The sequence below is a fragment of the Streptosporangium saharense genome, from assembly GCF_014203715.1.
Lineage (GTDB): Bacteria > Actinomycetota > Actinomycetes > Streptosporangiales > Streptosporangiaceae > Streptosporangium > Streptosporangium saharense.
In genome coordinates this window covers 536,541-547,876 of sequence record NZ_JACHJP010000005.1, presented here as the reverse complement: position 1 = coordinate 547,876, position 11,336 = coordinate 536,541, and the positions used below count along the sequence as shown (strand labels likewise).

Here is an 11,336-nt window from a genome sequence, read left to right as displayed (position 1 = left end):
CGTAGCGGGGACAGGATTTGAACCTGCGACCTCTGGGTTATGAGCCCAGCGAGCTACCGAGCTGCTCCACCCCGCGTCGGTGTGTCTTTAGACTATCCGCACCCGTGGCCAAGAGCAAATCGCTTACGCGAGGCGGCACTCGGTTTTTCGTGAGACACGGATGGAATAAGCGAAAGGCCCTGATCTCTAGGAGATCAGGGCCTTCGTCTCGTAGCGGGGACAGGATTTGAACCTGCGACCTCTGGGTTATGAGCCCAGCGAGCTACCGAGCTGCTCCACCCCGCGTCGGTGTGTCTTTAGACTACCCGGCTTTGGCGGTGGAAGCGAACTCAATAGCCGCGGCGCCTCCTAGGAGCTCGCCGAGGGGGACGGTGAGGGGGTGGCTGACGGAGTGGCCGTCCCCGAGGGAGACGGGCTCGGTGACGGCGACGGCGTCGCGGCCGGGGCCGTGGACGACGAGGCGTTCTTCACCTTCTCCAGGGCCTCCTTCAGCGCCTTCTGGGCCTCGCCGTAGGCCGTCCAGTTCGGCGGCTTGGCCTCAAGGGCCTTCTGGGCGTCGTCGTAGGCCTTCTGGGCCTCTCCGATGGCCGTGCTCAGCACGGTGCTCGGCTGGGCGGGCACGTCGGGTCTGGCCTCCGGCCTGTTCTGCTGGGCGCCGTTGCCGAAGACCTGCTCAAGAGCACCCTGGAGGGTCTCGGCGAAGCCGACCTTGTCTCCGAAGGAGACCAGGACCCGGCGGAGGATGGGATAGGGCTCCTGCCCGGAGGAGGCGGCTGTCTCCACGTAGACCGGTTCGATGTAGACCAGGCCACCGGCGAACGGCAGGGTGAGCAGGTTGCCGTAGCGGACCTTCGCGCCACCGATGCCGAGGAGGTTCAGCTCGCCGGAGAACTTGTTCTGGAAGTTGTTCTGCACCTGGCCGGGGCCGGGGATCGTGGTATTCGACGGCATCCGCAGGATGCGCAGCTTGCCGTAGTCGTTACCGGGCGTCGCGTCGACCGACATGAACGCGGCCAGGTTCGGTCCCTGGCGTGGCACGAACGTGGTGGTCAACGAGAAGGTCGGCTCCTCGGTGTCGGGCATCTTGACCGACAGGTAGTACGGCGGCTGCTTGATGTCGTGACCACCGGAGGACGGGTCGTTCGGGACGTTCCAGAAGTCCTGGCCGCTGTAGAAGGCGTTGGGGTCCTGGATGTGGTAGCGGGACAGCACGTCACGCTGGACCTTGAACAGCGCCTCCGGGTAGCGCAGGTGCTGCTTGAGGGCCTCCGACATCTCACTCTTGGGCTTGATGATGCCGGGGAAGGCCTTGCGCCAGGTCTGCAGGATCGGGTCCTTCTCGTCCCAGGCGTACAGCGTGACCGTGCCGTCGTAGGCGTCGACCGTGGCCTTGACGGCGTTACGCATGTAGTTGATGTTGTCGCGCGGCTGCTGCACCACCTGGCGCGGGTCGGTGACCGTGTCGCGGGTCATCGACTCCAGGCTCCTGCTGTCGGAGTAGGGGTAGGAGTTGGCGGTGGTGTAGGCGTCGGCGATCCAGACCACCCTGCCGTCCACGACGGCCGGGTAGGGGTTGTCGTCGAGGCTCAGGAACGGCGCGACCTTGGCGATGCGGTCCTGCGGGTTGCGCTCGTAGAGGATCTTGGACTTGGCGTTGACGTCGCCCGAGAGCAGCAGGTTCGTCTCGCCGTACTTGGCCGCGTAGAGCAGGCGGTTGAAGAACGAGCCGACGGGGACGCCGCCCTTGCCGGTGTAGGTGGTGTTCTGCTGACCGGTTCCGCTGCTCTCCGGGTAGTCGAGCTCCTGGCCGATCTTCCTGTCGCCGCCGACGATGACGTACTCGGGGGCGGCCGGGGACTCGCCGAAGTAGATCCGCGACTCCTTCAGGCCGATCCGCTGGGCCAGAGAGCCGGTGACCGGCATGTCCTTGGCGTCGAAGTCGGGCAGGCCCTGCGAGTCGACCTTGTTGCCGGGCGCGGCCACGAAGCCGTAGCCGTGGGTGTAGACCAGGTGCCGGTTGATCCAGTTGTCCTGCTCCCTCGGCGGCCCGGTCAGCTCACGCACCGCGACGACCGTGTCGCGTGGCTTGCCCGACTCGTCGGGGTAGCGGTCGACGTCGAGCGGGTCGTGGAAGTCGTAGAAGCCTCGGATGCGCTGCTTCTGCTGGTAGGTCTTGGCGACCAGGTTGGGGTCGAGCAGCCGTACACCGGAGATGGAGCTGTCGGTGGTGACGTTGACCTTGGAGGCGTCGCCCTGGGCGGCGTACTCGATGACCTCGGTCTGGTCGATCCCGTAGGCCTTTCTGGTGGCCTCGATGTTGCGCTTGATGTACGGCTGCTCGCGGTCCTGCTGGTTAGGCCGGACCTGGAACTGCTCGACGAGGGCCGGGTAGACCCCGCCGACGAGGATGGCCGACAGGACCAGCAGGCCGAAGGCCACACCGGGCAGCATGCCGCCGGGCCGTACGATGCCGGCGAAGAACAGGATCGCGCAGATGAGGGCGATGATCGCGAGGATGGTCTTGGCGGGCAGCACCGCGTTGACGTCGGTGTAGGAGGCACCGTAGGCGAAGCCTCGGTCGGAGAAGACCAGGCCGTATCCGTCGATCCAGTAGGCGACGGCCTTCAGCAGCACGAAAACACCGAGAAGCACGGAAAGGTGCACTCTGGCCGCGCGGGAGGCGTGCACGCCGGGTGACTGCAGTCTGAAGCCCCCGTACAGGTAGTGCACGATCGCCGCGAGGATGGCCGCCAGGATGACCGCGGTAAACAGGAAGTTCAGCACCATCCTGATGAAGGGATAGGTGAACATGAAGAACGACAGGTCGATGCCGAACTGCGCGTCCTTCTCACCGAACGGCGTCGCGTTGAGAAACTCCAGCCACGTCTTCCACTGCCCCGCGAGTGACGATCCGGAGAACAGGGCCAGCACGCCAGCGCCGATCAGGAAGATCAGCTTGCGGTGCGGGTCGAGGGCCATCCGGTAGCGGTCCGCGCCGCTCGCCCCGCCGAACGTTCCGGGGCCGAACATGGGCCTGGCGCGGTAGGCCAGCAGCATGTTGCCGCCGACGATGCCGACCATGAGCACGGCGCCCACGAAGAAGAGCAGGATCTGTGTAACGACCACACCGGAGAAAACGGCCGTGTAGTCGACCGAGTCGTACCAGAGGTAGTCGGTATATATACCTGCGAAAAGGAAGAACAGCGCGACGATCACAACGATCGCAATCGCGACAGGAAGCAGCAGTCGTGGCCGGCGGGGCAAGCGCATTGCCCTACCGGCTCCGGGGGTCCGGAAGCTCAAGGCCAACCCCTTGTCGTAAAAGAGCACGGTCCGTGTCTGGAAACCTACACCGGTGGGTGTACGACCGTGCTAAGCCGCTCAGGCACGGTCCGGCCACAACCCCCGAAGGTTCCAGGGTTCAACGGTCTCAACGCATGAGATTCCGGATGAGTGCCCCGATACCGCTCGCGGAGCGTCAGCTCGCCGCGCAGGTCGGTACGGTGCCGGTTCCCGTGCGGATCGCGTCGATCGCCTTGACCGCGTCGTGCAGCGTGCTCACCTTGTAGAGCCGCATCCCGTCGGGGACGGATTTGGCCGCCTCCGCGCAGTTGTCGGCGGGGGCGAGGAAGACCGTCGCGCCCGACCTCCTGGCGCCGACCATCTTCTGCTGGATGCCGCCGATCGGGCCGACCTTGCCCTCCGGGGTGATCGTCCCGGTCCCGGCGATCGACTTGCCGCCGGTCATCGGCCCCGGGGTGAGCTTGTCGACGATGCCCAGGGAGAACATCATGCCCGCGCTCGGGCCGCCGACGTCACCGACGTTGATCTTCACCTTGAAGGGGAACTTGTAGCTGATGCGCATGGTGATGCCCACGATCGGCGTGCCGTCCTTGGACGCCACGGTCGGGACGGCCACGGTGAGGCTGTGGTCGCCGCGATTGACCGTGAAGGTGACGGTCTCGCCCGCCTTGTGCCTGCGGACGATGCCAGAGACGCTCTCCCTGTCGGTCGCGGGGACGCCGTCGACGGAGACGATCTCGTCGCCGGTCTCGAAGTGCCCGTCCGCGGGCAGGCCCTTCTGGGTCGAGGCCACGGTCACGACCGAGGTGTAGGGGATCTTCAGCTCGGTCAGCGCCGCCGCGGTCGCGTCGTCCTGGGAGTTCGTCATCTCCTGGGTGTTCTGCTGCTCGACCTCCTCGGCCGTGCTCGTCGGCGGGAAGATCGTCTCCTCCGGAACGACGGCGATCGTGGGGTCGATCCATCCCCTGAGTGCCCTGAAAAGATCGATCCTGTTGTCCGGACCGCCCTGGTAGGCGACGGTCACCAGGCTCAGCTTCCCGTCGGTCGGGTAGGTCTCCCGGCCCTCGATGCTGATCACCGGCTTGCCCTTGACGTCACCGATGGTGTTCTCCGTGGGTCCCGGACTCAGCACGACGTACGGCACGGGCATCAGGGCGCCGACAACACCGAGCAGAAGCGTGAGGAAGCCTGCCACCATCAATGTCAGCGCTCGTCGGGACATGGGAGGAAGCCTATTCCGTGTGACCGGTCAGAAGGCCGCACGCACGCGCCGTCATCTTCCAGATTGTAAGGATCACTCCTCAGCCGCAGCTTCCGACCCATTCGGCCGAGCCATCGGTGAAGAGCTGGTTCTTCCAGATCGGAACCTCGGCCTTGAGATCGTCGATCAGGCGCCTGGATGCCTCGAACGCCTCGCTCCTGTGGGGGGCCGCGACCGCCACGATGACGGCGATGTCGCCGAGGCCGAGATCGCCGACCCGGTGCACGGCGGCCAGCGCGGTGATCGGGAAGTCGGCCACGATCTTCTCCGCGACCCGGCGCAGTTCCTCCTGCGCGCTGGGGTGCGCGGAGTAGGAAAGCCGGGTGACGGCCTTGCCCTGGTCGTGGTCGCGCACGGTGCCCACGAAGATCGCCGTGCCGCCCGCGGCGTGGTCGCCGATCGCGGAGAACACCTCGTCCACCGAGAGCGGGGTGTCGCGGATGTCGAGCAGGCGGATGACGTTCACGGCACAAAGGCTACCCGGCTGGGAAGAACCTCCCCCTGCTTCGGGCCCGAAGGGGCCTCCGAGGGCGTGTCCCGACGCTCGACGCGTGGAACACGCCCCGGGAGGGCTCAGACGCGACGCTTCTTGCGGGCGGCGCGGACGATCGCCGCCGTGCCGAGGACCGCGACGGTCGCGCCGGCGGCGGTGAGCGTGGCCTCCTTGCCGGACAGGCGACGGCCGACCACCGCGTGCTTGCCCTCGCGCAGTTCGAGTAGTTGTGTGAGGGACGCCTCGTTGCTCCAGGTCGGTTTCCACCCGGCTTCGCGGAGCGAGGCGCAGTCGACGACCCAGGGATAGACCACGTAGTGCAGGTCGGTCGCGGGAGCCGGGGTGATGCCGAGGCGGTGCAGGCGCTGGGCCGTACCGAACGTCAGTCCGGCGGGCAGCTCGAACCTGCGCAGGCCGGAGAGCTCCTCCACCTGCTCCTGCTCCAGCCAGCCCTCGCTTCCGACGGCCACGACCCCGGAGACCACGCCGAGGGCGGCCAGCTCAAGGGCTGAGACGAGGTCGTCCACGTGGCAGAACTGCCAGCGGGGGCTGCAGCCCTTGACGCTGAGCAGTCTGGGGGCCTCGAAGTGGCGGGTGACCACGCTGTCGATCCCGGGGCCGACGACGGCGGCCGGGCGAAGCACGGTCACCTCAAGGCCGGGATGGCTGCGCAACGATCTTCTGACCAGCGCCTCGATCTCCAGGTGGTCGCCGACGATGCCGGTGTCCGGCTCGGCCGCGACCGCGGAGTCCTCTGGCAGCGGGACGGGGTTGTCCTCCGCCGCGCCGTACACCATGGCACTGGTGACCAGCACGACGCGGCGCACCCGGGCGGCGGCCGAGGCGGTGAGCACCGTCTGCGCGGCGCGCAGGTTGTAGGCGCGCCGCTCGGCGGGCTCGGCGTCGAGCGCGTAGTCGCCTGCCAGATGGACGAGCACGTCGATGTCGGAGATCCGGTTCGCCAAGAGCGGATCCCGGACGTCGAGCACCCTCCAGGTGACGTCGGACACGTCGCCGCGCTGCTCGTCGATGGCCACGACCCTGCGGAAATCCGCAGACGAGGCGACCTTCGCGAGGAAGGCACGGCCGATTCCCGAGGCCGCGCCGGTTACGGCGACGACCGGGAGCCGGGGGCGTTTCGAGGTAGGCACCAGGTCCTCACTTTGCACTGACCCACCATGCGACGGATAACGTGGCGGTTGTGGACTCCTCCATCCTGCACGAGGTAGAGCGGTGACTGACTTGCCAGGTCGGGAAAACGACCCCAATGAGAATCCGTTCGCCATGTTCGGCGACCCGGAGCAGATCGCGGCGGCCATGCGTCAGTTCGCCGACATGCTGTCCGCCCCGCAGAGCTCCGGTCCCGTCAACTGGGACATGGCGAAGAATATCGCTCGGCACGTCGTGGCCGCGGAAGGCGACCCGAGTGTCATGGAAGGCGAGCGACGTCAGATCGTGGACGCGCTCAACCTCGCCGACCTGTGGTTGAACGAGGCGACCGCGCTGCCCAGCGGGGTGAACAACCCGCAGGCGTGGAGCCGTTCCGAGTGGATCGAGAAGACCGTCCCGGTGTGGCGGCAGCTGTGCGACCCGGTCGCGGCCCGCATGGTCGAGACCATGAGCGGCACGCTCGGCGCCGCGGGCCTGCCCGCCGAGGCCCAGGCGATGGCCGGGCCGCTGATGGGCATGATGAAGCAGATGGGCAGCATGCTCGTCGGTCAGCAGATCGGCCAGGCCCTCGGCTCACTCGCCCGCGAGGTCGTCGGCTCGACGGACATCGGTCTTCCGCTCTCCGAGAACGCCGCCCTGCTGCCCGGTGGCATCGCCGCCTTCGGCCAGGGCCTTGAGACGCCCGCCGAGGAGATCAGGATCTACCTGGCGCTGCGCGAGGCCGCCCACCACCGGCTGTTCCAGCACGTTCCGTGGCTGCGCTCACATCTGCTCGGCGCGGTCGAGGAGTACGCCAGGGGCATAACGGTCGACGTGTCCGCGCTGGAGGAGCAGCTACGCGGTCTCGACATCAACAACCCCGAGCAGCTCCAGCAGGTGCTGAGCGGCGGCAACCTGCTCAAGCCCGAGGAGACGGACCGGCAGAAGGCCGCCCTGGCGCGCCTTGAGACGATGCTGGCGCTGGTCGAGGGCTGGGTCGGCACGGTCGTCGACGGCGCCGCCGACGGCAAGCTGCCCTCCTCGGCCGCCCTCGCCGAGACCGTACGGCGTCGCAGGGCGACAGGTGGTCCCGCGGAGCAGACCTTCGCCACGCTCGTCGGCCTGGAGCTGCGGCCTCGCCGCCTGCGTGAGGCGACCGCCCTGTGGCAGGCGATCGAGCGCGACCGGGGCGTCGACGGGCGGGACGCGGTGTGGAACCACCCCGACCTGATGCCGACCGCGGACGATCTGGACGATCCTGAGCGTTTCGTCAGGGGCGAGCCCGAGCTGGACCTGTCCTCCCTCGGCGAACTGCCCGAGAAGAAGCCCGAGGGCGAGGACGACGACCCCCGGGACGGCGCCGCGTGAACCTGCGTGCGCACGCGCGGGAGGTGCTCGCGACCTGGAACGCGCCCACGGCCGAGGAGGAGACCCTGCGCAGGGAGTTCCTCGACCACGTGCACACCCACGAGGACGCGATGTGGCGTGAGTGCGTCCCCGGCCACCTGACGGCCACGACCGCGGTGATCTCCCACGACGGCGAGCGGGTGCTGCTGACGCTGCACCCCAAGGCCGGGATGTGGCTGCCCATGGGCGGGCACTGTGAGCGCGAGGACGTCTCGCTCGACGGCGTCGCGCTGCGGGAGGCCACCGAGGAGTCGGGCATCGCCGGGCTGCGTCTGCTTCCCGGTCCGCTCGCCCTCGACCGCCACCGGGTCTGGTGCCATCCGCCGCACAGTCACCATCTCGACGTGGAGTACGGTGCCGTCGCCCCCGCCGACGTGGAGGCCGTGATCAGCGACGAGTCCCTCGACCTGCGGTGGTTCCCGATCGAGGAGATCCCCGAGCTGTCCGACGAGGCGACCCGCAGGCTGGCCAGGCGTGCCCGTGAGGTGATGCGTCAGACCTGACCCGGTTTATGTTCCTCTCACGGATCCGTCGATAGGGTCGCCACGTCGGGTGGGTGAGTGAATCGAGGCGCTTTGAGCACGGACACAGCCGGTGGAACGATCCTGGCCCCGGTACGGCGACGGCGCTCGCGCGGGGTTCCCAAGGCCCTGGTCTGGGCGGCCGTCACCCCCTTCGCGGCCTGGGCCGCCGCCAGGGTCACCGGTCTCGAACGCGGTTCGCTCACCGCGCAGCTCATGACGGCGACGCCGTACATCGCGGCGGGGTCGTTGCTGCCCCTGCTGCTGGCGGCGGCGACCCGCCGTCGCGTGGCCACCGCTGTGGCGTTGGTCACCACGGCGGCGCTCGGGTTCAGCGTCCTGCCCCGCGCGTTCGCCTCCGCCGATGCGGCCTCGGGAACGCCGCTGCGGGTGCTCACGCTCAACATGCTGTTCGGTCACGCCGACCCCGGCGCGGTGATGGACCTGGTCAGGAAGCTGCGGCCGGACGTGCTGAGCGCCCAGGAGCTGACGCCGGGGATGGTCGAGGAGCTCGACGCGGCCGGGCTGAAGGACGTCATGTCGCACCGCGTGCTGGAAACGGCCTGGAGCGCGAGCGGCAGCGGTATCTTCTCCCGCTATCCACTCGCCCCGTTGGAGGAACTGTTCCAGCCCATCGGGCACAACATGCCGGTCGCCATGCTCAGCGTCCCCGGGTTCGGGGAGATCGAGTTCGTGGACGTGCACACCTTCCCGCCGCTGGGCAGTCAGGTGCACGAGTGGAACGCGGGACTCGCCGCCTTCCCCGCCGCCTCCCCCGACCGGTTGCGGATCTTCGCCGGTGACTTCAACGCCAGCCTCGACCACGCCGCGCTGCGCCGCTTCGTCAACCAGGGCTACGCCGACTCGGCCGACCGGGTCGGGCAGGGACTCGTCCCGACCTGGCCCGCCAACAACAGGATCCCTCCGGTCATCACCATCGACCACGTCGTGATCGACCAGCGGATCGGGGTGCGGGAGGTCAGCGTCCACACCGTCCCCGGCACCGACCACAGGGCGGTCTTCGCCAACCTGGACCTGCCCCGGATCTGAGTCTTCTCAGACGGAGAGCAGCGCGCGGGTGTTGTCCCAGCCCTCAAGGCCGGGGTCGAGCCTGTGGACGTCGGCGGGGACGCGCAGCCGGTGCCAGCCGGGACCGGTCGCGACCCGCTGGGAGTCGGGGGCCAGCCCGCGCAGGGTCCTGACCGGCTCCGGGTCGTCGAAGCCGATCTCGGCCCAGCCGGGCCAGGGCGTCCGCGCGCCGATCGCGACGGCCCCTCCCTCCACGGCAGGACAGACGGCCAATCCCGCGCTTCCGAGCGCGCGGAAGAGCTTGCCGATCAGCAACGGCGGCAGATCCGGCGCGTCCCCGCTCAGCAGAACCACCTGCCCGGCGTACGGCGCGGCCACCGAAAGCGCCTCGAAGGCGGCCCTGACCAGGGGGGCTCCGGAAAGCTCGGGGATCTCAAGGACCGGGGTGCCCGGCCAGACGATCTCCTCAAGCCCGGGCACACTCGTCACGAGAGCCGGGGTGACGAAGTCGAGACCGCTGACCAGCTCGTAGGTGTCCTCGACGACGGCCGTCAGGAAACTCTGAGGGTCGATCCCCGGTGGGGTCGCCGCCGACATCGACGCCGTGACGACGACCGCGACCAGCCGTTCCTCCGTACGGTCGCCGGGGCTCAACACTCCTCCGCGACACCCGCCGCCATGGAGAACCCCTCAAGGAAGCCCCGTGCCCGCTCGGCCTTGGGATAGTGGTCGACCAGCGCCCAGAAACGAGGTCCGTGGCTCGGCACCAGCAGGTGGACCAGCTCGTGCATGATCACGTAGTCGACCACCCACGACGGCATGCCCCGGAGCCGTGTGGAGATCCTGATGGTGCCGTGATCGGGGGTGCACGAGCCCCAGCGATGCTGCTGGTTGTCGACCCAGCGCACGCTCGACGGCTTGGCCCTCCCGTCGAGATAGCGTGCCGACAGCTCGCTCGCCCGCTCGAAGAGGTCGTCGTCGGAGGGGCGTCTTCGCTGCTCCTTGGCCGCCAGCCGGTCGAGCATCCGGCGCACCCATTGCTCCTCGTCGGTACTGCTCAGCCCTGCGGGGAGCAGCACGATCGTTTTCTCGCCGTCGCGGTATGCGGATACAGTCCGCCGGCGACGAGAACTTCGACGGACCTCGACTGTCTCGGGGGGCACATATGAACGGTAGCCGAGAATCACGAATTCACACCAGAGGGCCGAACACGTTCTGGCTGGTCAATCCCTGTTCGTCGAACGTTCAGCAAGACCGATCGGTTATGGCTGGAGTCCGTCGAACCGGTCGGTCGCCGGTTCTCTCAGGAGCCGCCGAATCTCGGGGCCCGTCGTTCCCGCTGTGCCGCCAGTCCTTCGAGCAGTTCGTCGGAGGCCATGGTGACCGGCTGGGCGAGGGACTCCCAGCGCAGCGCGGCGTCGAGATCGGCGTGTCCGCCGCCCGCGAGGGCGACCTTGGTGAGCCGGGTGGCGACGGGAGCATTCGCCGCGGTCCTCGAAGCGATCTCCAGCACCTGTGCCATCAGTGTCTCCCGGGGAAAGGCCCTGGTGACCAGCCCGGACGCCGCCGCCTCCGCGCCCAGCACGGTGCGGCCGGTGAGCAGCAGCTCCCTGGCGACCCCGACCCCGGCGACCCTGGGCAGCAGATAGGTGGCCGCCATCCCCGGGTGCAGGCCGAGCGAGGTGAAGGGGGCGAGCAGCTTGGCCTCCTCCGCCGCGTAGACCAGGTCGCAGGCCAGGGCCAGGCACAGTCCGGCACCGACGGCGGCGCCGTTGACCGCGGCGATGGTCGGCACCTCGAGATCGGCCACGGACAGCCAGGTCCGGTAGAAGTCCAGCATCCGGTCACGCAGGGCGGGCACACTCTCCGCGCCCCGGTCGGCGAGCCAGGACAGGTCCCCTCCCGAGCAGAACGCGCTGCCCGCCCCGGTGACGACCACGCACCGGACGTCCTTGTCACGGCGCAGATCAGAGATGGCCAGGCGCCACTGCTCCGTCATGCCGTCCGTCATCGAATTGCGCCGGTCCGGGTGGTTCAGGGTGAGCACCACGACGCCGTCGTCACGCCTGTCGATCAAGAGCTCGTCCATGGCGGGAGCGTAGTACACCGAAAGTTATCCACAGGCGGCGGTTGCCTGGGTGGGTTATCCACAGGCGGCGGGAAACCTCTTCGC

Annotated in this window: 10 protein-coding genes and 2 tRNA genes; 3 read left to right on the top strand and 9 right to left on the bottom strand. The window is 68.5% G+C overall.

From position 1 onward, the window contains the following. Positions 1-2: 2 nt before the first annotated feature. The 6 genes from FHS44_RS25600 to FHS44_RS25575 form a co-directional block, all read right to left on the bottom strand. Positions 3-76, bottom strand: a tRNA-Met gene (locus FHS44_RS25600). Between the two features lie 135 nt (positions 77-211). Beyond that, positions 212-285 (bottom strand) — tRNA-Met (locus FHS44_RS25595). A gap of 63 nt (positions 286-348) precedes the next feature. Continuing rightward, on the bottom strand, positions 349-3,270 hold the full coding sequence (locus FHS44_RS25590) for a UPF0182 family membrane protein (RefSeq protein WP_184718906.1): 2,922 nt from the start codon (positions 3,268-3,270) through the stop codon (positions 349-351). Between the two features lie 208 nt (positions 3,271-3,478). Further along, on the bottom strand, positions 3,479-4,525 hold the full coding sequence (locus FHS44_RS25585) for a YlbL family protein (protein ID WP_184718905.1): 1,047 nt from the start codon (positions 4,523-4,525) through the stop codon (positions 3,479-3,481). A 79-nt stretch (positions 4,526-4,604) separates the two neighbouring features. Continuing rightward, positions 4,605-5,030: a molybdenum cofactor biosynthesis protein MoaE gene (locus FHS44_RS25580; RefSeq protein ID WP_184718903.1), complete on the bottom strand. Its 426-nt coding sequence runs from the start codon at positions 5,028-5,030 to the stop codon at positions 4,605-4,607. 107 nt (positions 5,031-5,137) lie between these two features. Next, positions 5,138-6,211: an NAD-dependent epimerase/dehydratase family protein gene (locus tag FHS44_RS25575; protein WP_184718991.1), complete on the bottom strand. Its 1,074-nt coding sequence runs from the start codon at positions 6,209-6,211 to the stop codon at positions 5,138-5,140. A gap of 130 nt (positions 6,212-6,341) precedes the next feature. Between FHS44_RS25575 and FHS44_RS25570 the strand changes: the two genes are divergently transcribed. The 3 genes from FHS44_RS25570 (at position 6,342) to FHS44_RS25560 (ending at position 9,184) form a co-directional block, all read left to right on the top strand. After that, positions 6,342-7,574 carry a zinc-dependent metalloprotease gene (locus tag FHS44_RS25570; protein ID WP_221461240.1) on the top strand — a complete coding sequence of 411 codons (1,233 nt, stop codon included), beginning with the start codon at positions 6,342-6,344 and terminating at the stop codon, positions 7,572-7,574. Beyond that, a complete protein-coding gene (locus FHS44_RS25565) occupies positions 7,571-8,116 on the top strand; it encodes an NUDIX hydrolase (protein ID WP_184718901.1) in 546 nt (181 codons plus the stop codon). The genes FHS44_RS25570 and FHS44_RS25565 overlap by 4 nt, the downstream gene beginning before the upstream one ends. Positions 8,117-8,188: 72 nt before the next feature. Further along, positions 8,189-9,184, top strand: a complete 996-nt coding sequence (locus FHS44_RS25560; protein ID WP_184718900.1) for an endonuclease/exonuclease/phosphatase family protein — start codon at positions 8,189-8,191, stop codon at positions 9,182-9,184. A 6-nt stretch (positions 9,185-9,190) separates the two neighbouring features. On the opposite strand, the gene FHS44_RS25555 is transcribed toward FHS44_RS25560, so the two are convergent. The 3 genes from FHS44_RS25555 to FHS44_RS25545 all read right to left on the bottom strand — a co-directional run bounded on the left by FHS44_RS25555 (position 9,191) and on the right by FHS44_RS25545 (position 11,252). After that, positions 9,191-9,817: a DUF2064 domain-containing protein gene (locus FHS44_RS25555; protein WP_246435943.1), complete on the bottom strand. Its 627-nt coding sequence runs from the start codon at positions 9,815-9,817 to the stop codon at positions 9,191-9,193. Then, positions 9,814-10,326, bottom strand: a complete 513-nt coding sequence (locus FHS44_RS25550) for a M48 metallopeptidase family protein (RefSeq protein WP_184718899.1) — start codon at positions 10,324-10,326, stop codon at positions 9,814-9,816. The genes FHS44_RS25555 and FHS44_RS25550 overlap by 4 nt, the downstream gene beginning before the upstream one ends. Before the next feature lie 140 nt (positions 10,327-10,466). Further along, complete coding sequence (locus tag FHS44_RS25545) at positions 10,467-11,252, bottom strand: enoyl-CoA hydratase/isomerase family protein (RefSeq protein ID WP_184718898.1); 786 nt, start codon at positions 11,250-11,252, stop codon at positions 10,467-10,469. Positions 11,253-11,336 lie beyond the last annotated feature (84 nt).